The 24,450-nt window shown below is 63.9% G+C and carries 25 protein-coding genes; 15 read left to right on the plus strand and 10 right to left on the minus strand.

Features of this window, described 5'->3' with window-relative positions; all coding sequences use genetic code 11:
* Window positions 1-198: 198 nt before the first annotated feature.
* Entirely contained in the window at window positions 199-1,860 is a 1,662-nt protein-coding gene (locus L8F45_RS02095) for a hypothetical protein (RefSeq protein ID WP_342361230.1), read from the plus strand.
* A gap of 49 nt (window positions 1,861-1,909) precedes the next feature.
* On the opposite strand, the gene L8F45_RS02100 is transcribed toward L8F45_RS02095, so the two are convergent.
* Window positions 1,910-2,299 (minus strand): DUF3775 domain-containing protein, encoded by a 390-nt coding sequence (locus tag L8F45_RS02100; RefSeq protein WP_342361231.1) that lies wholly within the window; start codon window positions 2,297-2,299, stop codon window positions 1,910-1,912.
* Window positions 2,300-2,485: 186 nt separating this feature from the next.
* Between L8F45_RS02100 and L8F45_RS02105 the strand changes: the two genes are divergently transcribed.
* From L8F45_RS02105 to L8F45_RS02120, 4 genes are all read left to right on the plus strand, one after another.
* Window positions 2,486-4,105: an inorganic phosphate transporter gene (locus L8F45_RS02105; RefSeq protein WP_342361232.1), complete on the plus strand. Its 1,620-nt coding sequence runs from the start codon at window positions 2,486-2,488 to the stop codon at window positions 4,103-4,105.
* 59 nt (window positions 4,106-4,164) lie between these two features.
* On the plus strand, window positions 4,165-5,157 hold the full coding sequence (locus L8F45_RS02110) for a transporter (protein WP_342361233.1): 993 nt from the start codon (window positions 4,165-4,167) through the stop codon (window positions 5,155-5,157).
* Window positions 5,158-5,176: 19 nt separating this feature from the next.
* Window positions 5,177-5,635, plus strand: a complete 459-nt coding sequence (locus L8F45_RS02115) for a tetratricopeptide repeat protein (RefSeq protein ID WP_342361234.1) — start codon at window positions 5,177-5,179, stop codon at window positions 5,633-5,635.
* Window positions 5,636-5,744: 109 nt separating this feature from the next.
* Entirely contained in the window at window positions 5,745-6,851 is a 1,107-nt protein-coding gene (locus L8F45_RS02120) for an ATP-dependent DNA helicase (protein WP_342361235.1), read from the plus strand.
* A gap of 113 nt (window positions 6,852-6,964) precedes the next feature.
* Here L8F45_RS02120 and L8F45_RS02125 read toward each other — a convergent pair whose 3' ends face one another.
* Entirely contained in the window at window positions 6,965-8,044 is a 1,080-nt protein-coding gene (locus tag L8F45_RS02125; RefSeq protein WP_342361236.1) for a DUF2252 family protein, read from the minus strand.
* 128 nt (window positions 8,045-8,172) lie between these two features.
* On the opposite strand from L8F45_RS02125, the gene L8F45_RS02130 reads away from it, so the two are divergent.
* Window positions 8,173-8,460 (plus strand): DUF3175 domain-containing protein, encoded by a 288-nt coding sequence (locus L8F45_RS02130; RefSeq protein WP_342361237.1) that lies wholly within the window; start codon window positions 8,173-8,175, stop codon window positions 8,458-8,460.
* 48 nt (window positions 8,461-8,508) lie between these two features.
* Here L8F45_RS02130 and L8F45_RS02135 read toward each other — a convergent pair whose 3' ends face one another.
* Together L8F45_RS02135 and L8F45_RS02140 are read right to left on the minus strand one after the other, a co-directional pair.
* Entirely contained in the window at window positions 8,509-8,889 is a 381-nt protein-coding gene (locus L8F45_RS02135; RefSeq protein WP_342361238.1) for a PRC-barrel domain-containing protein, read from the minus strand.
* A 125-nt stretch (window positions 8,890-9,014) separates the two neighbouring features.
* Complete coding sequence (locus L8F45_RS02140; protein ID WP_342361239.1) at window positions 9,015-9,500, minus strand: hypothetical protein; 486 nt, start codon at window positions 9,498-9,500, stop codon at window positions 9,015-9,017.
* 454 nt (window positions 9,501-9,954) lie between these two features.
* Here L8F45_RS02140 and L8F45_RS02145 point away from each other — a divergent pair, with 454 nt between their 5' ends.
* On the plus strand, window positions 9,955-10,911 hold the full coding sequence (locus L8F45_RS02145) for an aminotransferase class IV (protein WP_342361240.1): 957 nt from the start codon (window positions 9,955-9,957) through the stop codon (window positions 10,909-10,911).
* A gap of 271 nt (window positions 10,912-11,182) precedes the next feature.
* Here the strand turns inward: L8F45_RS02145 and L8F45_RS02150 are convergent, their stop codons facing one another.
* From L8F45_RS02150 to L8F45_RS02160, 3 genes are all read right to left on the minus strand, one after another.
* Window positions 11,183-12,073, minus strand: a complete 891-nt coding sequence (locus tag L8F45_RS02150) for an anti-sigma factor (RefSeq protein ID WP_342361241.1) — start codon at window positions 12,071-12,073, stop codon at window positions 11,183-11,185.
* Window positions 12,070-12,612 carry a sigma-70 family RNA polymerase sigma factor gene (locus L8F45_RS02155; protein WP_342361242.1) on the minus strand — a complete coding sequence of 181 codons (543 nt, stop codon included), beginning with the start codon at window positions 12,610-12,612 and terminating at the stop codon, window positions 12,070-12,072. The genes L8F45_RS02150 and L8F45_RS02155 overlap by 4 nt, the downstream gene beginning before the upstream one ends.
* Window positions 12,613-12,825: 213 nt before the next feature.
* Window positions 12,826-13,986 carry a hypothetical protein gene (locus L8F45_RS02160; protein ID WP_342361243.1) on the minus strand — a complete coding sequence of 387 codons (1,161 nt, stop codon included), beginning with the start codon at window positions 13,984-13,986 and terminating at the stop codon, window positions 12,826-12,828.
* 263 nt (window positions 13,987-14,249) lie between these two features.
* Between L8F45_RS02160 and L8F45_RS02165 the strand changes: the two genes are divergently transcribed.
* From L8F45_RS02165 to L8F45_RS02195, 7 genes are all read left to right on the plus strand, one after another.
* Window positions 14,250-14,525 carry a hypothetical protein gene (locus L8F45_RS02165; RefSeq protein WP_342361244.1) on the plus strand — a complete coding sequence of 92 codons (276 nt, stop codon included), beginning with the start codon at window positions 14,250-14,252 and terminating at the stop codon, window positions 14,523-14,525.
* A 224-nt stretch (window positions 14,526-14,749) separates the two neighbouring features.
* Window positions 14,750-16,216 carry a DUF1800 domain-containing protein gene (locus L8F45_RS02170; protein ID WP_342361245.1) on the plus strand — a complete coding sequence of 489 codons (1,467 nt, stop codon included), beginning with the start codon at window positions 14,750-14,752 and terminating at the stop codon, window positions 16,214-16,216.
* Between the two features lie 10 nt (window positions 16,217-16,226).
* The gene (locus L8F45_RS02175; protein WP_342361246.1) at window positions 16,227-17,459 is read left to right on the plus strand and encodes a DUF1501 domain-containing protein; all 1,233 of its coding nucleotides are present in this window, start codon (window positions 16,227-16,229) and stop codon (window positions 17,457-17,459) included.
* Between the two features lie 106 nt (window positions 17,460-17,565).
* Entirely contained in the window at window positions 17,566-18,618 is a 1,053-nt protein-coding gene (gene speB / locus L8F45_RS02180) for an agmatinase (protein WP_342361247.1), read from the plus strand.
* Entirely contained in the window at window positions 18,615-18,875 is a 261-nt protein-coding gene (locus L8F45_RS02185; protein WP_342361248.1) for a SemiSWEET family sugar transporter, read from the plus strand. Before speB ends, L8F45_RS02185 begins: the two co-directional genes overlap by 4 nt.
* Window positions 18,876-18,969: 94 nt before the next feature.
* Complete coding sequence (locus L8F45_RS02190) at window positions 18,970-19,290, plus strand: DMT family protein (protein ID WP_342361249.1); 321 nt, start codon at window positions 18,970-18,972, stop codon at window positions 19,288-19,290.
* Window positions 19,287-20,057: a class I SAM-dependent methyltransferase gene (locus tag L8F45_RS02195; RefSeq protein ID WP_342361250.1), complete on the plus strand. Its 771-nt coding sequence runs from the start codon at window positions 19,287-19,289 to the stop codon at window positions 20,055-20,057. Before L8F45_RS02190 ends, L8F45_RS02195 begins: the two co-directional genes overlap by 4 nt.
* Window positions 20,058-20,260: 203 nt before the next feature.
* On the opposite strand, the gene L8F45_RS02200 is transcribed toward L8F45_RS02195, so the two are convergent.
* Window positions 20,261-21,391, minus strand: a complete 1,131-nt coding sequence (locus L8F45_RS02200; protein WP_342361251.1) for a PQQ-dependent sugar dehydrogenase — start codon at window positions 21,389-21,391, stop codon at window positions 20,261-20,263.
* Between the two features lie 173 nt (window positions 21,392-21,564).
* Between L8F45_RS02200 and L8F45_RS02205 the strand changes: the two genes are divergently transcribed.
* Window positions 21,565-22,209, plus strand: a complete 645-nt coding sequence (locus L8F45_RS02205; RefSeq protein ID WP_342361252.1) for a glutathione S-transferase family protein — start codon at window positions 21,565-21,567, stop codon at window positions 22,207-22,209.
* Window positions 22,210-22,269: 60 nt separating this feature from the next.
* Here the strand turns inward: L8F45_RS02205 and L8F45_RS02210 are convergent, their stop codons facing one another.
* The gene (locus tag L8F45_RS02210; protein ID WP_342361253.1) at window positions 22,270-23,325 is read right to left on the minus strand and encodes an aldo/keto reductase; all 1,056 of its coding nucleotides are present in this window, start codon (window positions 23,323-23,325) and stop codon (window positions 22,270-22,272) included.
* Window positions 23,326-23,439: 114 nt separating this feature from the next.
* Window positions 23,440-24,411, minus strand: a complete 972-nt coding sequence (locus tag L8F45_RS02215) for a Bug family tripartite tricarboxylate transporter substrate binding protein (protein WP_342361254.1) — start codon at window positions 24,409-24,411, stop codon at window positions 23,440-23,442.
* Window positions 24,412-24,450: the final 39 nt, after the last annotated feature.

A 24,450-nucleotide genomic window follows, 5' to 3' on the forward strand; every position in this document is an offset into this window, starting at 1 on the left:
CAAATCTCCTCGCGCGCTTGGCGCCGCATGGGAGGAGACCGGGTAAGGGGACGGGTTATTCCGTGGGGAGGGATCACGAAAAGGTGAGCGCATTTCGTAAAGCCTGAGGCCGAAGGCGCCTGAATATTTTGTTTTGATGCCTGTTCGTTCAGTTTGCTGTGCGACTTCGCTAATTGTCGGTAAGGTGCGCGAGGCTGCATGCGCGGTCAGACGGCCATGTTGAGAATTCGCCCCTATTCGTTAGCGCTTTTCAAACCGAAATCCGCGGACGCGGATCAGCCGAAGAAAGTGTTCGGCCGCTCGCTGTCCGATTTCGAAAGCTATGTTCATTCGGATGGGCAGCCGCTATGGCCGGCCGAGCGCGAATTGCTGGAGGCCTGCCGCAAAGGCGAGCCGGCAAAACCGGACGATCCGCGTCCCGAAAAGCGTCTTGACGACAACAGGTTGCGCGCTGGTTTCGTGCGGTTTCTGCTGTTGGGCGGAGACGATCGGGCGCCGGTCCATGAGCGGGGCGTTTTCGTCGCCGGGCGCTTCATCGAGGGCGATCTCGATCTCGAAGCCTGCACGGTCGACTACATCATGCAGCTCAAATGCTGCGTCCTCGACAGGATCGTCATCGAGCAGGCGACGCTCAAATCGGTCGACCTCTCCGGCAGTTCCGCAAAAGGCGTTTCCGGCGACGGCGCTCATGTGCGCGGCGACTTCTTCATGTCGACCGGGTTCGTCAACCACGGCCGCATTCGTCTCCTGAATGCGCGCATCGACGGGGACCTCGATCTGCAGGACGCCATTCTCGATTCGCAGACGCGGCCGGGTGTGGACACGCAGGAGACCGAAGCGCTCATCTTCGACAGCGCGCAGATCGACGGCCAGCTCAATCTTCAAAATCTCAGCGCCCAGGGCGCCGTCAGATTCAATGTCGCGGCGATCAAGGGCGACGCCGATTTCGCCGACGCCAAAATCACCGGGCGGCGAATTGAAGAAATCGAGAAATGGGGCTTCAACGAGTCCCACGGCCCGATCGCAATCTGCGCGCATCAGGCGCGCATCGGCGGGCGTCTCTTCCTGCTGAAAATGGCCGGTTGCACCGGACAAATCCGGCTCATGCACGCCAAATGCGCGATCCTTGTCGACGACGACAGCCTCATCCCGCGCGCAGGCGAACCGTCGACGCCCGATCGTCTGGTCCTGAACGGCTTCATCTACGATTCGCTTTATCCAACGTCGCCTGTCGAGGCGAAAACGCGAATCCGCTGGCTCGAACTGCAACCGGAAAAGGCTCTGAAGGGGGATTTCAGACCGCAGCCCTGGACACAGCTTGCGAGCGTGCTGCGCGGCATGGGCTACGAAGAGGCGGCCAAGGATATTTCGATCGAGCGCGAGAAGAGGCAATCACAGACGCTGAACTGGGGCGCCTGGCTGTTTCATTGGCTGTATGGACGGCTCACGAGCTACGGCTATCGACCACAGCGCATCGGCGTTTTCGTCTTCATTGTCTGGCTCGTGTGCGCGATCATTTATCATCACGCCTATCGCGGCGACGGCATCATACCGGTCGACCAGAGCAAGATTTCGCGCTTCAGCCCGTGGGCCTATTCGGTCGACTTCATCCTGCCAGTCGTCAGTCTCGGGCAATCCAGGGAATGGAAGCCGAATGTTCCGTCGGAATGGCGGGATCAAAATCCACCCAAGCCCAACGCCGACCCGCCGCCGAAGCCGCGCGTGGCGCGACTGTGGCTGGGCTGGATCGACAGCGGTGTGGTCGCGCGATGGACGACCTGGATTGAAACCGTGCTCGGCTGGATCGGCGGCTTCTCGCTGGTGGCGTTCCTCAGCGGTCTCGCCAAGCGGGACAAATAAGGCTCGCCGCAGCGCGCTTCCCGGCCGAGGGTTGCGACGCGCGCCCGTTTCAGTCGGCCTCTGCGCAGGACATTCCGTGCGCGGCGAGGCCTTCATTGATGAGATCAGCGGCGTTCGGCGTCCCAAGTATGTAACGCGCCGTCGCTGTTTCGCGACGCTCGCGCGCAGCGGCGCGGGCGATCGGCCATTCCGCCGCTTCATAGTCGCCCCGGCCGATCCACATCAGCGCAACGAGGTCGGCGGCCTCGTCGTCGTCGAGGCCATTGATGACGCCGCGCACCTGACCAGCGGTGGCGTCGTCGCGTTCGTCCTGCAGGATATCGCGGGCGCCATCATCGATGGCGTTCGAGCCGGAGTCGGGATCGACGACCTCCTCTTTCGCCTCCACCGCGCGGAGGTAGGCGATGATCTCGCAAACCTTGTCGATCGAAATATCCATTGCGGAGCCTCAGACAACTTCTGCTGAAGCAATGCGTGGGAGGCGGCTTTGTGCCGGAAATCGAGGCGATAAGGGCTCAGAAGCTCTTGCCGCCTCGCGAACGCCATAATCGTCACACCCGCGTCACGTCCTCCCGCTTGGTTAATGGCGGCGCCTCTCCCGCGCCGGCAAATCCTGCGTGCCGTCATGTCCTACGTCGCCGCCGATCCAAACCTTGTGAGCCCGACGCCTCAGAAGGGGCCGAAGCTCGATCACGAAACCAATCCGATCACGATGATCATTTTCCTCGGCATGCTCGCCGCGGGACTGCTTTATACGGCCTACAGCGTCTACACCGACGTCTCGGCCTCGCACATGCCGGTCACCACCTGGGCGCCTTTCATCCTGCTCATCGTGGCGCTGCTGATCGCGCTCGGCTTCGAGTTCGTGAACGGCTTTCACGACACCGCGAACGCGGTGGCGACCGTGATCTACACCCATTCATTGCCGGCGAACGTCGCCGTGATGTGGTCGGGCTTCTTCAACTTTCTCGGCGTGCTTTTGTCGAGCGGCGCGGTCGCCTTCGGCATCATCTCGCTGCTGCCGGTCGAACTGATCCTGCAGGTCGGCTCGAGCGCGGGCTTCGCCATGGTGTTCGCGCTGCTCATCGCCGCGATCATCTGGAATCTCGGCACCTGGGCGCTCGGCCTCCCCGCCTCTTCGTCGCACACGCTGATCGGCTCGATCATCGGCGTCGGCATCGCCAATGCGCTGATGCGCGGCCAGGACGGCACGTCAGGCGTCGACTGGACGAAGGCGACGGAAATCGGCTGGTCGCTGCTGCTTTCGCCTTTGTTCGGCTTCTGCATGGCGGCGCTGCTGCTGATCGTGATGAAGTTTGTCGTGCGCTCGCCTGAACTCTACGCCGAGCCGCGCGGCAACCAGCCGCCGCCGTTGTGGATCCGGGCGATCCTGATCGCGACCTGCACGGGCGTTTCGTTCGCGCATGGCTCGAATGACGGTCAGAAAGGCATGGGCCTGATCATGCTGATCCTGATCGGCACGGTTCCCATGGCCTATGCGCTGAACCGCGCGCCGGCGCCGAATCATGTCGCTACCTTCACCGCCGCGTCGAATGTCGCTTCGCAGATCATAGCGGAGAAGGCCGCCGGCTATAACGTGCTCGGCGATCCGCGCCCGGCCGTTTCGCAATATGTGTCGGCGCGCAAGATCAACGAGGGCACTTATCCCTCGCTCTCCGTGCTGGTGAAGGACATCGCCGATCAGGTTGCGAAAGCGGGCGCGCTCGACAAGGTGCCGGCCGCCGCCGTCTCCAACATCCGCAACGACATGTATCTCGCCTCCGAAGCGATCCGCTTCCTGATGAAGGACAAGGAGAACGAGCTGTCGAAGGATCAAGTGGCGAAGCTCAACGCCTACAAGGGTGAACTCGACTCGGCCACGCGCTTCATTCCGCTCTGGGTGAAGGTCGCGGTCGCCATCGCGCTCGGCCTTGGCACGATGGTCGGCTGGAAGCGCATCGTCGTCACCGTCGGCGAGAAGATCGGCAAGACGCACCTGACTTACGCTCAGGGCGCCTCGGCCGAGCTCGTCGCCGCCGGCACGATCTTCGCCGCCGATGTCTATGGTCTGCCGGTCTCGACGACGCATGTGCTCTCGTCGGGCGTCGCGGGAACGATGGCCGCGAACAATTCCGGCCTGCAGATGTCGACGGTGCGCAACCTGCTGATGGCGTGGGTGCTGACGCTGCCCTGCGCCATCCTGCTGTCGGGTGTGCTCTACGTCATCTTCCGCCAGATTTTCTGAAGCTTCAGGCGCGCCCGTTCGCCCCTCTCGCGGGCGCGCCTTCTTTCTCTTCTATCGCCATGCTCGACGCGCGCGCCGATATTCCGGGTCTCCTCTGGGCCTATCGCTTCCGCGAGGATGGCTCGGCTGAGCGTCTTCCCGATCCGGTGCGCCGCGAAGAGACGCAATCGCGCGACGGCTGGCTCTGGCTTCATTTCGCCTATAATGATTTGCGCGCGCAGAATTTCATCGCCTCTTTGCCGGACCTGCCGCAGGCGGCGAGGACGACGCTGCTGAAGCCCGACGAGCATCTCTCGCTTGGCGTCACCGACGGCGTCGCCCATGGCGTGATCGCCGATCTGCAGCGCGAAGTCGGAGCCGACACGCGCGAGATCGGGCGGTTGCGCTTCGCCTTCGATGATCATCTCGTGGTCAGCGCGCGCCGGCATCCGCTGCGCTCGGTCGATCTGGCGCGTCAGGCGATCGAGGAAGGCCGCGGCCATGCGATCGCGGTCGGGTTGATCGAAACCATCGTCGAGCAGTTCGCATCGGCGACCGGCGAAATTCTCACCGAGCTTTCCGACGAACTCGACCAGATCGAAGATCATGTCCTCGCCGATACCTTGCGCGACGACCGGCGCAAATTGCTCCCGGTCAGGCGCATGACGGTGAGGATGCATCGCCAGTTGCTGGCGCTGCGCGAACTCTTCCGCAAGCTCGACCGCGCCAGCGAGCCGCGCCTGCCAAAGGGGCTCGCGGCCACGGCGGAGCGGCTCGCCCATCGCTTCGATGCGCTCGACCACGACGCCGTCGTGCTGCAGGAGCGGGCGCGGCTGCTGCATGACGAGATCGACACCAAGATCAACAGCGAGACCAACCGGCATCTTCATGCGCTGTCGATCATCACGGCGCTGGCGCTGCCGGCGACATTCGTGACCGGCTTCTTCGGCATGAACACGAAGGACCTGCCATTGACCCAGATGGATGGCGGCTGGATCATCGGCACGTTTTTGTGCGTGGCCGCGAGCGCGGCGACCTATTGGGCGCTGAAGCGCGCCGGCATTCTGTCTTGAGGCTGCGAGGGAGGGCGTCGTGCGAATTGTCGCCATGCTGGCCGCGACGGCGACGCTGGCCGCGTTTTCGTTCGCCGCCGCGCCGTCCGCGCTCGCTGTCGGCACGACGCTGACCGCGCTGAAATCGGAGCCCGATTTCAAGGACGCGCTGCAACTCATCGAGGAGAAGCGCTGGCCTGAGGCGATCGAGAAGCTGAACGGGTTGCGCATCTACTATCCGACGCTGCCCGACATCGCGAATTGGACCGCCTATTCCTATCGCAAGATGAAGGATTATCCGACCGCCAAGCGTTATTACGATGAGGCGCTCGCAATCGATCCCGAATTCAAGCCGGCGCTTGAATATCAGGGCGAATGGTTCATCGAGACCGGCGACATCGCCGGCGCCAGGGCCAATCTCGCGAAGCTCGAGGCGCTTTGCGGCCGCTGCCACGAATATCGCGATCTCGCGGAATCGCTCGCGAAAGCCGGCCACTGATGAGCTTTCGGCAGGGCTGATGGAAGGGCGGGCCAGACCCGTTCGTTTCCGTCTTGTTCTCACGGCCAAAACAGGCGAGGCAGGGCGCTTCCCCGAGCCCGCCGATTCGATGGATTTCTCGCCGCAACAGGATTCCGCGCTCAAGGCCGCCGCCGCCTGGCTGAAGGCGAAGCCCGGCCGCAATGGCGTTCCGCAGATCTTCCGCCTGTTCGGCTATGCCGGCACGGGCAAGACCACGCTTGCGCGCCATCTCGCCGAGGGCGTCGAGGGCAAGGTGCTGTTCGCGGCCTTCACCGGCAAGGCGGCGCTGGTGATGAAGCGCAAGGGCTGCGAAGGCGCTTCGACCATCCATTCGCTGATCTACAAGGCGCGCGAGAGCGCGGCCGAGCAGCCGAACTTCGAACTGTGGGACGACGCGCCGGCGTCGAAGGCGAAGCTGATCGTCATCGACGAATGCTCGATGGTCGACGCCGAGCTTGGGCGCGACCTCCTGTCCTTTGGCGCGCCGCTTCTGGTGCTGGGCGATCCCGCGCAGCTGCCTCCGATCTCGGGCGGCGGCTTCTTCACCGAGGCCGAGCCCGACGCGATGTTGACGGAAGTGCATCGACAGGCGGCGGACGATCCGATCGTGCGCCTCTCCATGGAGATTCGCGAAGGACGCTCGTTGTCCGTCGGCGATTATGGCGAGACGCAGGTTGTGCGGCGCGCCGATGTCGATCAGGCGCGCGTGCTCGGCGCCGATCAGGTGCTGGTCGGGCGTAACAATACGCGCCGCGCCTACAACCAGCGCCTGCGCGCGCTGCGCGGCTTCGAAGGCGAATTGCCGCTCGCGGGCGACAAGCTCGTCTGCCTCCGGAACAACCGTAAGAAGGGGTTGCTCAACGGCTCGCTCTGGATCGTGCAGGAGCGCAAGGAAGGCCGCACCGCTTTGCTCACCATGCGCCTCGCCTCCGACGATGATCCGAGCCAGCGCTATCTGCGCGTGACGGTGCGGCCGGAATGCTTCACCGGCGGCATCGAGAATTTCCAGTGGCCGGAACGCAAGGCCTATGACGAGTTCGATTATGGATCGGCGCTGACCGTGCATAAGGCGCAAGGATCGCAATGGGACGATGTCGTCCTGTTCGATGAAAGCTTCGCCTTCCAGGACGCGCGGGCGCGCTGGCTCTATACCGGCGTCACGCGCGCGGCGAAGCGGCTTTACGTCGTGATCTGATCCGCCGCTCTATAGAGCGGTGGGCGTTCAAATCGAATCGCCACGCCGCTCCATCTTTCTGTTTGTCGCAACGTTTTTGCGGAAAACCGGTTCCCACTTTTCCGCACGTTGCTCTAGACGGACTTCGCGAACTCCGCCTGTTCGGCCCCGATGAATTTCGCGGCCTTTTTCGCCGCGTCGCGCAACCAGTCGTCGCCGCGCTTTGCGAGGTCGGAGAGGATCGCTGATTGCGCCGCATCGGTCGCCGCGTGACAATTGGCGAGTTCGCGGCCCATGGCGGTGAGCATGTCGTTCGAGAGCAGCGCGTCGATATCACCCTCCGCCTCGATCTTGCGGCTGCTTGGCGACAGGCGGCGCGTCACCACGTCGTCACGGATGCGATAATGCGGGTCGACGGCGCGATAGCGTCCGCCGGCGATCTCGCCGGCGCGGATGGGCGCTTTCGCGCGGCCCGGCGGCAGCGTCCAGGCCGAGGGCAGCAGCGCCTTCGCCTCGCGCAACACGGGACCGCCCTGCCAGACGGCGGAGGCGACAAAGCGCGGCCGGCCGAGGCTGCCGGCGCCGGCTGTGCGCGGCGCGACGAATGATATCGCCGCGCCTGTCTGCATCGCCGCATCGAGAGCCGCAGCCAATCGTTGAGGAGGCGCTTTTGCGCCGGGCTGCTGCAGCGCCGCCATCTTCGCCCAATATTGCGCGCGTTCGCTCTCGGAGAGAACGACCGCCTGACGCAGCCATTTCCAGTCCTGCTCAAGTACGATCGCGGCGGGCGCGCGCAGGCCGGCCGCATAGCCGCCAAGAAGGGTCTCGCAAATGAGGCGCGCGGAATGGTCGCTGTCGCCGCGCGCGAGAATGGCGCTGGCGGCGAGGCGCACGAGATCGAGCGGCCAGGGCATCGCGGCCGCTTCGTCGAAATCGTTGACGCCCCAGACGAGACGGCCCTCCGCGTCGCGCCAGCAGCCGAAATTTTCGACATGGATATCGCCGATCGCGAGAATTTCGGGTGCGTCCATCAGTTCAGGCAGAAGATCCGCGATCGTTTCCGCCCAGCGCCAGTAGGTCGCGCGCAGGAACGGGAATGCGCCATCCCTCATCTTCTTGTGCTTCTTCCTGACGTCGTCGGCGACGAACTCGTCGCCAAGCTGCTGCTGGAGCCAGGCCTCATAGGCGGCAGTCGAGTCCGCGATGCCAGTCATCGGCGCAATTCCCGGTGAGGGAGGCGAAATCTGCACGTCTCCGCGATTGCGGAAAAGAGCGCGTTTCGCCGCGGGGAACTCCGGAGCGAATGATCGATTGGCCTCAGAGAGTTTCAAGGGAGGCCGCCATGACAAAAACGCCGCGCAAATGGTCCGCGAACGTCACGGAAAACAGCGACGCGCTCGACCTCGAAGAAGGCGTCTTCACGAAAGGATCGCCCAAGGCGATCGCGGATTCGCTGAAGCGCTCGGCCGAACACAGTAAGCGGCGCAAATCCAATCCGTTCCGCTCGGCCATGTCGATGCTGAGCTTCTATCTCAATCGCGCGGGAAAGAATCTGACGAAACGCCAGAAGGACAGGCTCGAAGCGGCGAAGGATGAGTTGCGCCGCGATTTCGGCAAGCCTACAGAATGAAAACGCCGCCCGAAATGGGCGGCGCATCTTCCAGAAATCAAGTCTTGATTACATGCCCCAATAGTACGGGACGTTCCAGTAATCGTGCAGTTCCTGCTCGCGCTTGCGGTCGGAATAATCGATGTCAGGGGAGTCGCGGAGCTGCGTCTCCGTGATGTTGGTGCGGAAGCCGCCAAGCGACGTGTCGTAGGTGAGCTTGCTCCAGGGAAGGGCGAACTGCCTGCCGCCCAAGCCAAGGAAGGTGTCGAACGCCATCACGGTGTAGGCGACGCGTCCGCTCATCTTGTCGATCATCATCCGCCTGATGACGCCGATCTTCTCGCCCTGCGGGTCATAGACTGTCGTTCCATCGACGCGATCGCTTTCGATCAGCGGCTTTCCGGTCACGACGCCGCTTGGCGGTGCAGGTTTGCGCATCTGGGTGGCCATGTAGTCCTCCTATTGAGGAGGAATGCGCGCGACTCCCTGACGTTCCCGGCGGGACCTGGTGGATGTCAAATGACATTCCACTTCTTCGATGACGAAGCGGCCGCCCCGCGTCTCTGCGCCGCGCCTCAGGCCCAGAGCGATTTCGATCTGAAACGCTCGCGGCGCTCTTCATCTTCATCGATCGCCTTTGGCGCGGCCTGCGTCACGCCTTCCATGGCGCGGCGACGGCGGACGAAATCGGCGCCGCAGGACAGCTTCTGCGTCAGCGGCTCCTTTTCGTCGAGCACGCGCCAGAAGGGCGTGATCTCGGCGATCGCGACGCCGGCGCCAAGCGATTCGTAGGCTGCTTCCGCGACCATGCGGAGCTGGATGTTCATCGCGATCGGGCAGGCGACATCGGCGCCGAACTTCGCCGCGAGAATCACGCGCAACTGTTCGATGTCGCGGCTTTCCCCTTCCGGAATGGCCTTGATCTCGTCGGCGATGATCTGCGGCGAAGGGATCAGCAGCTTGTCGCCCTTCTTCGCCCCGCCGATCGCCATCGGCGCTTTCGTCACTTCATGCGGCTTTGCAGAATTCAGCTTCTCGACCCAGGATTTCTTGTCGCTCATTGCAACTCGTCCACTTAGAGCCTGTTTGGGAGTTCGGATGGGGCTGCGCTGCAGCCGATTTTCGTCGCTCCGGCAGGAGCCTGATCGAAGGGCGTGCAGGCCGCACGGCCGAGATCGGCGACGAACCGGGCGGCGAAAAGCGGCGCAGCCCTATGGGTTGAGCATCGAACGGCGACTGATGCGTCGGAAGGCTCGCCAATGTCGTCAGACATTGGCGAGCCTCCTCCTGTCATCCGCTCGCTCGTCGCTCAACGCAGCACCCATCCCAATTCCCAAACAGGCTCTTACCCCAACCGAATCGTCTGCTCCATTTCTTACCGGGAAGTTAAGGGCGGGGGGAAGCGCCGCGCGCCTGTTGTCCGCAACAGCGCGTGGCGAGCTTCCGCTGAGTCATTTCGATCGTGACTCCGTGCGCATTCCGCGCACAATCAGCGCGATTGCGGAGGACGGCGGAATGGACATCACGAGATTTCGCGACGGCGCGGCCTATATGCGCGGCCAATATGTTCCGATCGCCAAAGCCGCCATCCCGGTGACCGACTGGGCCTTCACGCGTTCGGACTGCGTCTATGACGTCGTGCATGTCTTTCGCAACGGCTTCTTCCGGCTCGACGATCATCTCGATCGCTTCATGCGCTCGATGGCGGCGCGGCGCCTGCAGCCGCCGGAGGATCGCGCGGAAATCGAATCGATCCTGCATCGATGCGTCGCGCTGTCCGGCCTCGCCGACGCCTATGTCGCCATGGTGGCGCTGCGGGGACGGCCGCGCGTCTATGGTTCGCGTCGCCCGGCCGACTGCGACAATCATCTCGTCTGCTACGCCATTCCCTGGATCGATGTGATTCCGAAAGACGTGCAGGAGCGCGGCGCGCATCTTTTCATCGGTTCGACGCCGCGCGTTCCCGACGCGTCGGTCGATCCCACGGTGAAGAATTATCAGTGGAGCGATCTGACGTCGGGCCTGTTCGAGGCGCACGACAACGGCTTCGATACGGCGGCGCTCTGCGACGCCGAGGGCTTCGTCACGGAAGGGCCGGGCTTCAACATCTTCGTGGTGAAGGATGGCAAGGTCATCACGCCCGATCGCGGCAGCCTTGAAGGGATCACGCGCAAATCGGTCATCGAACTCTGCGCGATGATGGGGATCGAAGCGTCCGTTGCGCCTGTGCCGCGCGCGATGCTGGAGAACGCCGATGAAGTCTTCGCCGCGACGACCGCTGGCGGCGTGATGCCTGTTTCACGCGTGGGCAAGACGATCCTTGGCAATGATCGACCGGGGCCGATCTCGATGAGATTAAAGGACGCCTACTGGAAGAAGCACGAAGAGGGGTGGAAAAGGGCGGAGGTGAGAGTGTTGGATGAGGTGATTGTCGGTCGCATGCACGTTCATTCGTCAGCCGCCGCAAAGTAGCTGTTCGCAGCGTGCTTTGCCGAGTGTTTGTGAAAAGCGGCAGACGTTACGTGGAAACTCTATCGCGCCGTGCGACACCCTCTCCCCTTGCGGGAGAGGGTGTCGCCGAAGGCGACGGGTGAGGGGGACATTGCGCGCTCCATATTGAGTTTCCCCCCTCATCCGTCGCTGCGCCGAGCGCAGCGACACCTTCTCCCGCAAGGGGAGAAGGAAGCGTGCCGATGTTGCATTTCATTCGAGAACTTTAATCATTCTCGCGCAGTGAGCAGCCTCACAACGCCGTCGTCGCTTCGCCCTTGTTGAGCACGGGACCCGTGGGTTTTCCGGTCGGCGAGCCGCCGGCTGATTCAAGCGTCATCTCAAAGACCTGGCCGGGCTTCGGCGTCGGCAATCCCTCAAGCTTCAGCGTCATGCGGCCAGTGCGGTCGAGCAGGCCGACCGAGCGCGGACCCAGCGCCTTGTCCCACAGCGTCCAGATCTCCACCACCTTGCCGGCGGGAATGTCGAACTGCACGAGCGGCGTCATGTCGGCGCGGCCATCGGAGAAGGCGTGCACGATGGCGGTCGGCTGGTTGCCGTCGGGTGACATCAGCACGGCGATCAGCACCGGCTGCCGCATCGCCTGCCGGTAGGTGTAGGCGAGACCGACAGCGAGCGCGATCGCGGCGAAGGAGCCGGCGAGACCAGCGAAGCGCCAGAAGGCGAGCGACGCCCACCAGCGAGCAAAAAATGACTCGCGGGTTTCGACGCGCATGGGTCGCGGCGGCGGCGCCGGCATGCGCGGCTCGATGGTCGGCAGGGCGGGCGCGACAGGAGGAGCGATGACAGGCGCAGCGGGAGCAGGCGGGGCCGGAGCCGGTTCGGGCGCCGGCGTCGCGGATTCGGCCGGCGCATGATGCGTCTGTTCTGTCGTCTTGATCTCGAGCTCCGCCAGCGCGGCCTCAACGCCGGCCCAGAGCGAGGCCGGCGCCTCGATCGGCGCGATGGTGAGATCGAGCGGCGCGAGCCGTCCGCGCCAGTTCGCCACCGCCGCAGCGAAACTGGAATCCCGCATGATCAGGGTTTCGACGCGCGGGAGATCGGCGGGCTCGGTCAGTCCGAGCACATATTCGGCGGCGAGCAGGTCGCGGGCGTCGGCGGGAGTGGGCGCGCGGTCGGTCATCCCATGCACTCCCTGAGCGCGATGAGACTGCGCCGCAGCCATGATTTCACGGTGCCGAGCGGCATGCCGAGCTTCTCCGCCAGCTCGCTGTGGCTGAGGCCATTGACATAGGAGAGAACAATGGCGTTGCGACGGTCGGGCTCCAGCCCTTCGAGGCAGATGCGCAGCTTGGCGGCGTCGGAGAGGCGGCTGACCACGGTCTCAGGGTCCTCTTCTTCGCTCGCCTCGTTCTCGCCGATCGGTTCTTCCGACGTTTCGAGCCGGCTCTCGCCGCGCAGGATGTTGAGGGCGCGATGGCGTAAAATAGCATAGAGCCAGGCGCGGCCGTCGCCCTTCAGCGGGTTGAAGCTGGCGGCATGAGTCCAGAGCAGCACGAAAGCGTCCTGCACCGCCTCTTCGGCCAGCGCGCGGCGGCGCAGCAGCCGCATAGCGACGCCCAGCATGCGTGGGCTTTCCCTGTCATAGATGGATTTCAACGCCTTGCGATCGCCGGCGGCGCAGCCGGCGATGGCTTTGGCGATGTCGATATCGTCCGCCATCCCGGCCGAATCCTCCCGAAGCGGCGAAGCTAACGCACGACCCGGCGCATAGGAAACCCGTCCGCCACCTGCGTTCAGCGCGATGAAGAGCTGAGAGGGCGCGAGACCGGGCATGGCGAAGCCGGGAAGGGCGTGAGCGCGCATGCAAGGGATACAGCGGGCGCGGCCTGCCGGATGCGCGTGGCTGCAAAGATTCGTGAGCGTCTTCGCGCGTCACGAGGCGGGCTTCGCACCCGCGATGTCGAAGCGCGTCTGCAGCCCGATCTGGAGGTTGAAGGCGTCGACGACGGGCGCGCCCGTTTCCTGCGTGCGCCGCCAGGAGCCGGCGAGAAGGGCGGTCAGATCCTTTGCGATCACGCGCTGATATTCGGCGCCCGCTGTCAGCGTGGTCGATTTCGCATCGAGCCCGACATAATCGTCGGTCTTGCGTCGGGCGAAGAGATCGAAGCTCGATTTGTCGTCGATCCTGAGCGATGCGCGCGCCTCGTGCGAGGTCGAGATGTTGATCACGGAGAAGGGCAGCGTCGTATCCTCGGCGCTGCGTCCCGACGAGGCGGTGAGAGTCACCCTGTCGATCGGCGCGGTGAGCTTCGCGGTGTAGAGGATGCGGCGCACGCCCTCGAAATCGCGGTCGGGGAATTTCGCGTTGAAGGCGGAGAGCGAGCCTTCGAGCTTCGCGCCCCAGAGAAGCGTCGAGGCGAAGAGATTGGGCTGCCAGCGATCGTTGCGGCGGCGCAGGCCGATATAGTCGAACTCTTCGAGATAGCGCGTCCGCGACGCGGCGAAGGAGACGCCGATCTCGGTTTCGCCTGTGCGCCAGGCGATTCCCGGAAGCAGCGTGAGCGTGGCGAAATTCTCGTCGCTCGGCAGAAAGCCGCCGAGCGCGAAGATGTTGCGCTCGTTGAGCGAAGTGAGTTTCGTATCGGCGCTGAGAAAGAGCCTGAGCTGGCCGCGCTCATAATCGAGACGCTCGCGCCAGGTGAGCGCGTTCTGCCGGCGCGACCATGTCTGCTCCTGCGTCGCCGACAATGTGCTGCGCAGGAGAAGATTGTCGCCGAGCGCGACGGCGTGACGGAAGGTCGCCGCATTGTTCAGCGCCGCGGCGAGCACGCGCGGATCGTAGAAGGTCGCGGCGGCGTTCAGCGTGACGCCATAGCCGTCCTTGTCCGAGCCGCGCAGGAAATCCCAACTGGCGAATTGCGTCACGAACGCCGAGCCCTTGCCGCCTTCGATATTCGCCGGATTGGAATCATAGCCGCCGCGCAGGCCGATCGAGGCGGCCGAGATATCGTCGGCGCGCGCGGAGGAAATGAAAATCGTCGCCACGCAGAGCGCCGCGGCGGCGCAGCGCGCCTTCATCAAACAAAGGAACATGGGACGCTCCGCTGCTGAAATGGAGCATCAGACAATTAGGACTAACGTTCTGTTAAAGCGCGCTGCAACCGAAAGTATATATAACTATTAATCGCGCGATATCATGTATTCATTAGCGTTTGTCGGCGTGAATTTCGGAATTCAAACGAGGTAATATTACCCGTTATCATTAAAATATCGCTTTGGTTGTATAAAAAATTTCATACAACTATTTCGATCCTCACCGTTTCCGATGTCCGGAGGCGGCAACTGAGGAGGTTCCAATGAAGTACGCTTTCGTTCTCGCCGCTGTTGCGGCGATCGCTTCTTCGCCGGCCTTCGCTGGCGGACGGGGTGGGCTGGTGAGCGGCGTCGTGATTCCCGTCACGACGGCGATCTCCAACGTGAAGGTGGCGCCCACGACCAATGTCGCGGTGCTGAGCGGCAACAGCATCGCCAGCGGCAACAAGGTCAACGCGCCAATCTCGATCGTCGGCAACAAGACGGGCGTTCTCAACGGCCTCATCGGCGGTCTTGGTCACGGCTGCGGCTGCAACTGAGCCCGGGAAGGAGGGCCGGGTCGCCGGTCCTCCTTCACATTTCAACCGAGAAGGAGGGCTGGCGATGTCGCCCTCCTTCTCTAGGAGATGAGCGATTTTTCATCAGACGTTGACGCCGGGTTCATTTCCGCCGTGCGAGGCTGCGACAACGACGTCGCGACCAGGCCATGCAAAAGTCTGAAATCGCGGCGAGCGTGAGCACGCGACGCGATCCGGAGCCTGATATGGCCGATCGAAATTCCGATGCGCGCAGCATCGCAGCGCTGCAGCGATTCGGCTTCGGGCCGCGCCCCGGCGATCTCGCCGCGCTTGGCGGCGATGCGCTCGATGCCATGCGGCAGATCGTGCGCGCGAAGGCGGTCGCGGAGCCGACAGGCGATCATCTCGTTTCAACGCCGCAGGCGTTGCGCGAGCTCGACGAATTCCGCACCGAGGTTCAGCGCAAGCGCGCCGCCGCCGTCGCCCTAGAGGAAGCGCGCCAGCAGCAACAGGCGATGCAGCCGCCGGTCGGACAGCCCGGCCAGAAGGTCGCTTCGATCGCAACGCCCGTTCCCGCGATCAACAAGCCGCCGCCGATGGCGCAAATTCCGCAGCTCATTTTCCGCAACGAGGCCGATGCGCGGTTCCGCTGCGCGGTCGAAGCGCAAACCGGATTTGCGGAACGGCTCGTCTGGTTCTGGTCGAACCACTTTTGTGTCGCGGTGAGCAAGGGCCAGCCCAATCGCGTCACGGCGGGAAGTTTCGAGCGCGAGGCGATCCGGCCGCATGTGTTCGGCAAATTCGCGGACATGCTGCTCGCCGTCGAGAAGCATCCGGCGATGCTGATCTATCTCGACAACAGGCAGTCGGTGGGCGCGAATTCGCGCGCCGGCGCGCGGCGCGGCCGCGGCCTCAATGAAAATCTGGCGCGCGAGATCATGGAGCTGCATACGCTCGGCGTCGGCGGCGGCTATTCCCAGACCGACGTCACCACGCTCGCGAAGATCATCACGGGGTGGACCGTCATCAATCAGTTCGATGAGGATGGCGAACTTGGCGAATTCCGCTTCAATGGCAATCGCCATGAGCCTGGCGATCAGACTCTCCTCGGCAAGACCTATCGCGACGAAGGCGTGAAGCAGGGTGAAAAAGCGCTCATCGACATTGCGCGCCATCCCTCGACCGCGCTCTTCATTGCGCGCAAGCTGGCGCGACATTTCGTGGCTGATGATCCCCCGCAATCGCTCGTCGACAGGCTCGCGAGGACGTTTCGCGACACGCAAGGCGATCTCGCCGCCGTGTCGCTCGCGCTGCTTGACTCGAAAGAAGCGCTCGAGACGCCGCCGATGAAGCTGCGCTCGCCGCAGGAATTCGTCGTCGCCGCGGTGCGCGCGACGGGTCGCAAATTCGATATCGGGCAGGCGCTCAACGTCTCGCGTCTCATGGGTCACGATCTCTGGAATCCTTCAGGCCCCAACGGTTTCGGCGATGCGGAGGCGCAATGGGCGACGCCTGACGGCATGAAGGTCAGGCTCGATTTCGCCTCCGCCATCGCGCGCCAGACGCCGGGCTCGCTCAATCCGAGCGAACTGCTTGAGCAGACGATCGGCCCGATCGTTTCAACTGAAACGCGACAGGCCGTGGCGCGCGCGGAAAGCCGGCCGCAAGGCATCGCGCTAATGCTGATGTCGCCCGAATTCCAGCGGCGATAGGAGAGCGTCGATGCTTCTGTGTGAAGACCGCATCCATCCCTCGCGCCGCGCGATCCTCGGCAGCGCCGGCGCTTTGTTCGCCTGGAGCTTCATCCCGAAATATGCGCACGCCGCCGGCGGGCGCGATCCGCGCTTCGTCGCGATCATTCTGCGCGGCGCGCTTGATGGGTTGTCGGCCGTCGCACCGATCGGCGATCCCGGTTACGCCGCGTTGCGCGAAGCGATCGCGCTGTCGACATCTGGCGATCATCCCGCGTTGCCGCTCGATGGTTTTTTCGCGCTGCATCCGGCGATGCCGAATTTCGCGCGGCTCTACAAAGCGGGGCAGGCGCTTGTCGTGCATGCGGCCGCAACTGGCTATCGCGAACGTTCGCATTTCGACGGGCAGGATGTGCTGGAGAGCGGCCAGCCCAAGGTCGGCCTGACGCAATCGGGCTGGCTCAATCGCGCGCTCGCCGCGCTGCCGCCGGGCGAACGCATTGCGCAGAAGGGCGCGCTTGGCGTTGGGCCGATCGCGCCGCTGGTCGCGCGCGGGCCGGCGCCGGTGCTTGGCTGGGCGCCGCAGACGCTGCCGCGCGCCGATGATGATCTCGCCATGCGCGTGATGGATCTCTACGCGCGCAAGGATCAGGCGCTGGCGCGCGCTTTGTCGAAGGGTCTGGAAACCGACAAGCTCGCCACCCAATCCGGCATGGGCGACATGAAGCAGCAGGGCGGCCCCGCCGATCCCCAGGGCATGAAGATGATCGCAGCCGGCGCGGCGAAGCTGATGGCGGCGGATACCGGGCCCCGCGTCGCCGCGCTCGCCTTCGAAGGCTGGGATACGCATGCCAACGAAGGCGCGGCGACCGGCCAGCTCGCCAATCGACTCGGCGGCCTCGACAGCGCCTTCGCCGAATTCGAAAGCGATCTCGGGCCTGCCTGGAAAGACACGATCATCGCCGTCATCACCGAGTTCGGCCGCACCGCGCGGGTCAACGGCACCACGGGCACCGACCATGGCACCGGCACCGTCGCTTTCCTCGTCGGCGGCGCGGTGAAGGGCGGTCGCGTAGTCGCGGACTGGCCGGGCCTCGCGCAGGGTCAGCTTTTCGAGGGCCGCGATCTCAAGCCGACGACGGATGTCCGGGCGATGCTGAAGGGCGTGATGATGGACCATCTTGGCCTCTCCGCCGCGATCCTGGCCGAGCAGGTTTTCCCCGGCACGGAGCAGCTCGCGCCGATGCGGGGGCTGGTGGCGTAAGGACAGTCCGCGCGGCGAATCCGCCGCTCTGCGATGCGCGGGCGGCGCTTGATCGCCTGCGCAACTCCGGCAATGACAGGCCTCGGTTCAGGCGACTGGAGCCTTCATGATCGACGCAACCAAGCTCGCGCGCCTGCGCGCGCAGTTCGCCAACGGCAAGGGCGGCGACATCGCCAATCCCGAATTCGCGCGCGTGGCGAAGCTGCAATTCAAAGACGGCGACCGGCGCAAATGGCCGTTCGCCGATCCCGCGACGTTGCTCGGCGCGCCGTTCAAACCGGACGCGCTTGAAACGAATTTTGCTGGTCTCGATGTCGCGCTGATCGGCGCTCCCATGGATCTCGGAGTGTCGAACCGCGCGGGTTCGCGGCTGGGTCCGCGCGCTGTGCGCGCGGTTGAGCGCATCGGCCCCTATGAGCACGCGCTGAAATGCGTACCCTTTGGTGAACTGACTGCGGCTGATGTCGGCGATATTCCCATGCGCAGCCGCTACAATCTGCAGGAGTGCCATCAGGACATCGAGGCGTTTCTCGCGAAGGTGGTCGAGGCCGGCGTGACGCCGCTGACCGTCGGCGGCGATCATTCGATCTCCTGGCCGATCCTGAAGGCGGTCGGCGCAAAGCGCCCTGTCGGCATGATCCATATCGATGCCCATTGCGACACCGGCGGCGAATATGATGGCTCGAAATTCCATCATGGCGGACCGTTCCGGCAGGCGGTGCTCGACGGCGTGCTTGATCCCGAACGCGTGATCCAGATCGGCATCCGCGGCGGCGCCGAATATCTCTGGGAGTTCTCCTACGCCTCCGGCATGACGGTGCTGCATGCTGAAGAAGCCGCGGCGATGGGAATTCCCGCTGTGATCAGGAAAGCGCGCGAGGTCGCCGGCGACGGGCCGACCTATGTCAGCTTCGATGTGGATTCGCTCGACCCCGCCTTCGCGCCCGGCACAGGCACGCCCGAGGTCGGCGGGCTGACGCCGCGCGAGGCGCTCGAACTGCTGCGTGGCCTTGCTGGCCTCGATATCGTCGGCGGCGATGTGGTCGAGGTCGCGCCGCAATATGATTCAACGACGGTGACGGCGCAGAACGGCGCGCAGATGCTGTTTGAAATCCTCTGCCTCGTAGCGATGAATCCGAAACGGAAGGGCGCCAGGTGAGCCTCGCCATCATTGAAATCCTGGGAACCATCGCCGCGATCCTGACAACGTCGAGCTGGATACCGCAGGCCTGGCGCACGATCAGCACGCGCGACACCACGGGCCTTTCGCTGCCGACCTATCTCGCGCTGCTGGTCGGCAACACGCTCTGGCTCATCTATGGCGTCGCCATCATCTCCTGGCCGCTGATCATCGCCAACATCATCGGCGTGCCGCTGCTCGGCGTCATCGTCGCGCTGAAGCTCAGGCATGGGTGACGCGATCGTGCAAAGCTTTCCCTTCTTCCGCCAAGATATTTGATCCGGGTTCCCGATGTCCTTCTTCTCGTCACCTCTTGTCTTGCCGATCGTGATGCTTGTAGCGTCGAACGTCTTCATGACGTTCGCCTGGTACGGGCATCTCAACTACAAATCGTCGCCGATCTGGATCGCGGTGATGGTGAGCTGGGGGCTCGCCTTCTTTGAATACTGGCTTGCGGTGCCGGCGAACCGCATCGGCTCGAAGGTCTATTCGACCGCGGAGCTCAAGACGATGCAGGAAGTGATCACGCTCATCGTCTTCGCCGGATTCTCCGTGCTATGGCTGAAAGAGCCGTTGGGCTGGAACCACGCCGTCGGCTTCGCTTTGATCGCGGCCGGCGCCTGGTTCATTTTTCAGGGACACAGCGCATGAGCCGTCTCCTCGATCTTGATCTCAGAACCGGCGCCGGCGCGCTCGATCGTTATCTCGACGAAGGCTATACGCATGTGCGTGGCATGTCCTCGCGTTTCGCCGGCGCGATCTCTGCCTGGCTGATGCTGCATCAGAGCCAGAACGGGATCGAAGGAGATTTTGTCGAGATCGGCACGTTTCAGGGGCGTTATTTCATCGCGCTGGCGCTGGCGCTGAAAGCAAGCGAGCGCGCGATCGGCGTCGATAATTTTGAATGGCCGAGCGAGAAGACGCTTGAGCATTTCGAGGCGAACTGCCGGCGCTACGGATTGTCGGCCGAACATTCGATTGCGTGGAAGACCGATGCGTCGTCGCTCCTTCCCGCCGATATGAAGGCGAAGCTTTCAGGGCCGGCGCGCTTCTATCACATCGACGGCGACCATACGCCGGAAGCCCTGTTGCATGATCTCTCGATCGCGGTCGAGGTGATGCATCCGAAGGGGCTGATTTGCCTCGACGATATGCTGCATCCCGGCTACCCTTTCCTCGTCACGGCCGTGAAGGATTTTCTCGTCGCTCATCGCGACTGGCGCGTGATGGCGATCATCGATCGCGAGGATATCGTCGCCGCGCCGAAATTCCTGCTCTGCCGCGCGGATGCGGTCGAGCTTTATGAAAAGCCGCTGATGGCGCGCTATCCCAAGCGCCACTGGGCGCTTGGCGGCGATGCGCTCGGTCATCACTGCGTGGTGCTGACGCTGGAGCCGCGTCTCGCAATCGTGGATTGAAAGGCGAAGGCTCGCTGTCGCTCGCAAGCCTTGCGCTAGGCCCCGGACACGGTTCCGCTTCGCTGCACCGTTCCGGGGACGGAGACAGCTTCAGCGCGGAACAAGGAGGCCTCGTCGTCCCCGGTTCCATGAAGCGAGACGTATGTCGAGCGGAATGGAGACCTGGGCCCAGTGCAAGAAACCTGCGCCGCAGGCGCACAACTTTAATCGGTGGGCTTCAGCCGCAACACACGGCCCTGCGGGCTGTCGGTAAGCAGATAGATCAGCCCATCCGGCCCTTGCCTGACATCGCGGATGCGCTCACCGAAGCCGCGCAGCAATCGCTCTTCATGGACGATCCTGTCGCCGTCGAATTCGAGGCGCGAGAGCAATTGTCCCGCGAGCGCGCCGACGAAGGCGCTGCTTTTCCAATTGAGAAACGCATCGCCGGTGTAGAAGATCATGCCTGACGGCGCGATCGACGGATCCCAGTAGAACACGGGCTGCTCCATGCCCTCCTTGTGCGTGCCGACGCCGATCTTCGCGCCGGAATAATCGACGCCATAGGTGATCACGGGCCAGCCATAATTCCTGCCGGCCTCGGGATGATTGATCTCGTCGCCGCCGCGCGCGCCATGCTCCGCGGTCCAGAGCTGACCCGTCACGGGATGCAGCGCTGCGCCCTGCACGTTGCGATGGCCGATCGACCAGATGAAGGGATTCCAGCTTTTCGCCGCGCCGGGATTCCCGGGGCCGGGCTGGCCGTCGCTGGTGAGATGAATAATTTTCCCGAGCGTATTCGCCGGATTCTGCGCCTCGTCGCGCTGCGAATAACGCTCGCCGACGGTCAGAAAAATCGAGCCGTCGCGCGCGAACACGATGCGCGAGCCGAAATGCGCCGTGCTCGCGATGCTCGGTTCCTGCCGCCAGATCGTCGTCAGGCCTTCAAGCCCGTCACCCTTCTCGCTCAGCTTTGCGCGGGCGAGCGCGGTGTTGTTCTTTCCGCCGTCGCGCGGCTCCGCAAAGGAGAAATAGACGAAGCGGTTCTCCTGGAATTTCGGATCGAGCGCGACGTCGAGCAACCCGCCCTGGCCGCGTGCATCGACGCGCGGCGCGCCTGTGACCGCATTCGAGAGCGTTCCATCCCGCGCGACGATGCGCACGCGTCCGGCGCGCTCGGTGACGATCATGCGGCCGTCGGGAAGGAAGGCGAGACCCCAGGGATGCTCAAGCCCGCGCGCCACGGTCTCGACGGTGAAATTCGCTTTCTCGGACGTGAAGCGCTGCGGCTGCTGCGCCAGCGCGGGCGGCGCGAGAGCGAGCAGGGCGGCTGCGATCCTTGCGAGACGCGTCATCGAAATTCTCCACGCCCATCGTTGTCGGCGATCATGGCCGAACCGGGACGCGGGAGGAATGTTCCGGTTGGGCCAGTCATCCCGGAAGCGGGATCATCTTCGCTTTCAACCTGTTTGTCTTGACAACCTGCCGGCGCCGGCGCCGATGATTTCAACGAAGGAGGAGCCCAGCGATGACCATCACCATCACCGCCTTTGAACGGTCACCCGATGGCGGCAAGGGACTGGCGCGCGACACGCGCGTTCGCTGGGCGCTCGAAGAAGCGGGCCAACCCTACGAGGTTCGCCTCGTTTCGTTTCACGCGATGAAGGAGCCCGCGCATCTCGCGCTTCATCCCTTCGGTCAGATTCCGACTTATGAGGAAGGCGATCTTGCGCTATTCGAAACGGGCGCGATCGTGCTTCACATCGCCGAACGCCATGCAGGCTTGTTGCCGCAAGATTCCAATGCTCGGGCGCGCGCGATCACCTGGATGTTCGCCGCGGTGAACACGGTGGAGCCGCCGATCCTTGAACTCGTCACGGCGAGAATTTTCGAGGGCGACAAGCCCTGGAGCAAGGAGCGCCTGCCTCTGGTCAAGGATCGTGTTCGAAGCCGGCTGACACAGCTCTCCGCTCGCCTTGGCGATGCGGACTGGCTCGACGGCGTATTCAGCGCTGGCGACCTGCTGATGGTTTCGGTGCTGCTCAGGTTGAGGCCTTCTGGCCTGCTCGATGAATTTTCAACTCTGGCCGCCTATGTCGCCCGCGGCGAGGCGCGGCCCGCTTATGTCAGGGCGTTCGCCGCGCAATTGGCGATCAACGCTCCGGCCGGCTGATCAACGCCGCCCCGCGCGCTGCATCAGGTCGTGACGCAGCGCGCGGGATGATGCGTTGACTTATGGCGCCGGATTGCCGCGCACCTGATGGATCGCATCGATGCGGCTTTCGATCTCGCGCGTGATCCTCACTTCAAGCGACGACAGAATGATCTTGAGCTGATCGAGCGAGGTCGCGCCGATGATGTTCGAGGTCAGGAAGGGTCGGCTCGTCACGAAGGCGATGGCGAGCGCCGCCGGTTCGACCTTGAGATCGCGCGCCAGCGCGACATAATCGCGAATGGCGTCATCGACGCCGGGCTTTTCGTAACGCTGGCCGCGATTGAACAAAGTTGTGCGCGTTCCGGCCGGGCGCGCGCCGTCGAGATATTTGCCGGTGAGATAGCCTTGCCCAAGCGGGGAATAGGCGAGCAGGCCGACCTGCTCGCGCAGCCACACTTCGGCCAAGCCCGTCTCGAAAGTGCGGTTGAGGAGGTTGTAGGAATTCTGGATCGTCTGCACGCGCGCGAGGTTCTTCGTCTCATGCGCCTGCAGAAATTTCATCACGCCCCACGGGCTCTCGTTGGAGAGGCCGACGAACCGGATTTTGCCCGCCTTCACGAGATCGTCGAGCGCGCCAAGCTGTTCCTCGAACGGCGTCTCGTCGCTCGCCGGCTTGAAGTCATTGACCCTAAACTGCGTCGGGTTCGAGCCCCAGAAGGCGGGACGATCCGGCGCGTGAATCTGGTAGAGATCGAGATAGTCGGTCTGCAGCCGCTTCAGGCTGCCTTCCACCGCTTCGTTGATCTGCTTGCGTGTGACGCGCGCCGGCGCCGGCGGATTGCGCATATAAGTGTCGTCGGAACGCCCCGCGACCTTCGACGCGAGGACAATCTTGTCGCGTTTGCCGCGCGACTTGAACCAGTTTCCGATGATGCGCTCGGTGGAGCCCTGGGTCTCCGGCTTCGGCGGGATCGAATAACGCTCGGCGGTGTCGAACATGGTGACGCCGTGATCGACGGCCATGTCCATCTGCGCATGGCCTTCGGCCTCGGTGTTCTGCTGGCCCCAGGTCATGGTGCCCAGGCAAATGGCCGAGACTTTCACGTCGCTGCGGCCGAGCGTCCTAAAATCCATCGTCATGCTCCGGAAATGCGCGCCGCGAGCGGGCGCGCCTTGAAAGTATGTCGGTTTGATTCCGTGTTATCCGCGCGCTGGCAAGGGGCGCGGCTGCGATTTATGAGCGCGGAGCTACTCCGCCTTCACGCCGGCCGTTTTGATCACATCCGACCAGACTTCCATCTCGTTGGCGAGGAAGGGGCGGAATGCAGAAGGCTCGCGCGGCTGGAGCGAGAAGCCGAGCTTGATGAGGCGCTCCTTCGTTTCCGGCTTGTTGAGCGAGGCGAGGATTTCCCTCGACAGCCGGTCGAGCACTGGCTGCGGCGTGGCGACGGGCGCGAAGAAGCCGGTCCAGGACGAGGCGTCGGCGTTGGTCACGCCGCCTTCGCGGAGCGTCGGCACGTCGGACACCTGCGCGTTGCGCTGCGGGCTCGCGATGCCGAGAGCGCGCAATTCGCCGCCCTGGATCTGCGAGATCACGGACGGAAGCGTCGAATTCGCGATGTCGATGCGGCCAGCGATCATCTCCTGCACCAGCGGAGCCGCGCCGCGGAACGGCACATGCTGCATCTTGATGCCGGTGCGAGTCATGAAGAGCTCGGTCGAGAGATGTGAGCCGGAGCCGACGCCGGTCGAGCCGTAGTTCAACTCGCCGGGCTTGGATTTCGCCAGCGCGATGAATTCCTGCAAATTCTTCGCCGGCAGGTCCTTGCGCACGACGAAGGCGTGTTCGAAAGCGCCAGCGCCGGCCAGCGGCGCGAAATCCTTGATCGCGTCGTAGCCAGGCTCCTTCAAGAGGAACATGTTGTTCCCATGGGTCTGGTTGTTGCCGAAGGTGATCACATGGCCGTCAGGCTCGGCGCGCGCGACGAAGCGCGTGCCGACCGCGCCGGAAGCGCCCGCCATGTTCTCGACGATGACGTTCTGGCCGAGCGCCGGGCCCATGTCCTGCGCGACGAAGCGGGCGATGGCGTCGGTTGGGCCGCCGGCGGGATAGGCGACGATCATGCGGATCGGCTTGACCGGGAAGGTCTGCGCCCGCGCGATCGACGGCGCGGTCAGCGCGCCGCCCAGGAGGGTCAGCGCCGAACGACGGCTAAGCATTAAATTTTCTCCCAGCGCCTTCGGTTATCGAAGTTTTTC

Origin of the sequence: Terrirubrum flagellatum, from assembly GCF_022059845.1 — a bacterium.
Taxonomy (GTDB): Bacteria; Pseudomonadota; Alphaproteobacteria; order Rhizobiales; family Beijerinckiaceae; genus Terrirubrum; species Terrirubrum flagellatum.

What these genes read in the sequence shown, in the direction of transcription:
- L8F45_RS02095 (WP_342361230.1), top strand. Translation starts at nt 199, where the DNA reads ATGCGCGGTCAGACGGCCATGTTGAGAATTCGCCCCTATTCGTTAGCG.
- L8F45_RS02100 (WP_342361231.1), bottom strand. Translation starts at nt 2,299, where the DNA reads ATGGATATTTCGATCGACAAGGTTTGCGAGATCATCGCCTACCTCCGC.
- L8F45_RS02105 (WP_342361232.1), top strand. Translation starts at nt 2,486, where the DNA reads ATGTCCTACGTCGCCGCCGATCCAAACCTTGTGAGCCCGACGCCTCAG.
- L8F45_RS02110 (WP_342361233.1), top strand. Translation starts at nt 4,165, where the DNA reads ATGCTCGACGCGCGCGCCGATATTCCGGGTCTCCTCTGGGCCTATCGC.
- L8F45_RS02120 (WP_342361235.1), top strand. Translation starts at nt 5,745, where the DNA reads ATGGATTTCTCGCCGCAACAGGATTCCGCGCTCAAGGCCGCCGCCGCC.
- L8F45_RS02125 (WP_342361236.1), bottom strand. Translation starts at nt 8,044, where the DNA reads ATGACTGGCATCGCGGACTCGACTGCCGCCTATGAGGCCTGGCTCCAG.
- L8F45_RS02130 (WP_342361237.1), top strand. Translation starts at nt 8,173, where the DNA reads ATGACAAAAACGCCGCGCAAATGGTCCGCGAACGTCACGGAAAACAGC.
- L8F45_RS02135 (WP_342361238.1), bottom strand. Translation starts at nt 8,889, where the DNA reads ATGGCCACCCAGATGCGCAAACCTGCACCGCCAAGCGGCGTCGTGACC.
- L8F45_RS02140 (WP_342361239.1), bottom strand. Translation starts at nt 9,500, where the DNA reads ATGAGCGACAAGAAATCCTGGGTCGAGAAGCTGAATTCTGCAAAGCCG.
- L8F45_RS02145 (WP_342361240.1), top strand. Translation starts at nt 9,955, where the DNA reads ATGGACATCACGAGATTTCGCGACGGCGCGGCCTATATGCGCGGCCAA.
- L8F45_RS02150 (WP_342361241.1), bottom strand. Translation starts at nt 12,073, where the DNA reads ATGACCGACCGCGCGCCCACTCCCGCCGACGCCCGCGACCTGCTCGCC.
- L8F45_RS02155 (WP_342361242.1), bottom strand. Translation starts at nt 12,612, where the DNA reads ATGGCGGACGATATCGACATCGCCAAAGCCATCGCCGGCTGCGCCGCC.
- L8F45_RS02160 (WP_342361243.1), bottom strand. Translation starts at nt 13,986, where the DNA reads ATGTTCCTTTGTTTGATGAAGGCGCGCTGCGCCGCCGCGGCGCTCTGC.
- L8F45_RS02165 (WP_342361244.1), top strand. Translation starts at nt 14,250, where the DNA reads ATGAAGTACGCTTTCGTTCTCGCCGCTGTTGCGGCGATCGCTTCTTCG.
- L8F45_RS02170 (WP_342361245.1), top strand. Translation starts at nt 14,750, where the DNA reads ATGGCCGATCGAAATTCCGATGCGCGCAGCATCGCAGCGCTGCAGCGA.
- L8F45_RS02175 (WP_342361246.1), top strand. Translation starts at nt 16,227, where the DNA reads ATGCTTCTGTGTGAAGACCGCATCCATCCCTCGCGCCGCGCGATCCTC.
- speB (WP_342361247.1), top strand. Translation starts at nt 17,566, where the DNA reads ATGATCGACGCAACCAAGCTCGCGCGCCTGCGCGCGCAGTTCGCCAAC.
- L8F45_RS02190 (WP_342361249.1), top strand. Translation starts at nt 18,970, where the DNA reads ATGCTTGTAGCGTCGAACGTCTTCATGACGTTCGCCTGGTACGGGCAT.
- L8F45_RS02195 (WP_342361250.1), top strand. Translation starts at nt 19,287, where the DNA reads ATGAGCCGTCTCCTCGATCTTGATCTCAGAACCGGCGCCGGCGCGCTC.
- L8F45_RS02200 (WP_342361251.1), bottom strand. Translation starts at nt 21,391, where the DNA reads ATGACGCGTCTCGCAAGGATCGCAGCCGCCCTGCTCGCTCTCGCGCCG.
- L8F45_RS02205 (WP_342361252.1), top strand. Translation starts at nt 21,565, where the DNA reads ATGACCATCACCATCACCGCCTTTGAACGGTCACCCGATGGCGGCAAG.
- L8F45_RS02210 (WP_342361253.1), bottom strand. Translation starts at nt 23,325, where the DNA reads ATGGATTTTAGGACGCTCGGCCGCAGCGACGTGAAAGTCTCGGCCATT.
- L8F45_RS02215 (WP_342361254.1), bottom strand. Translation starts at nt 24,411, where the DNA reads ATGCTTAGCCGTCGTTCGGCGCTGACCCTCCTGGGCGGCGCGCTGACC.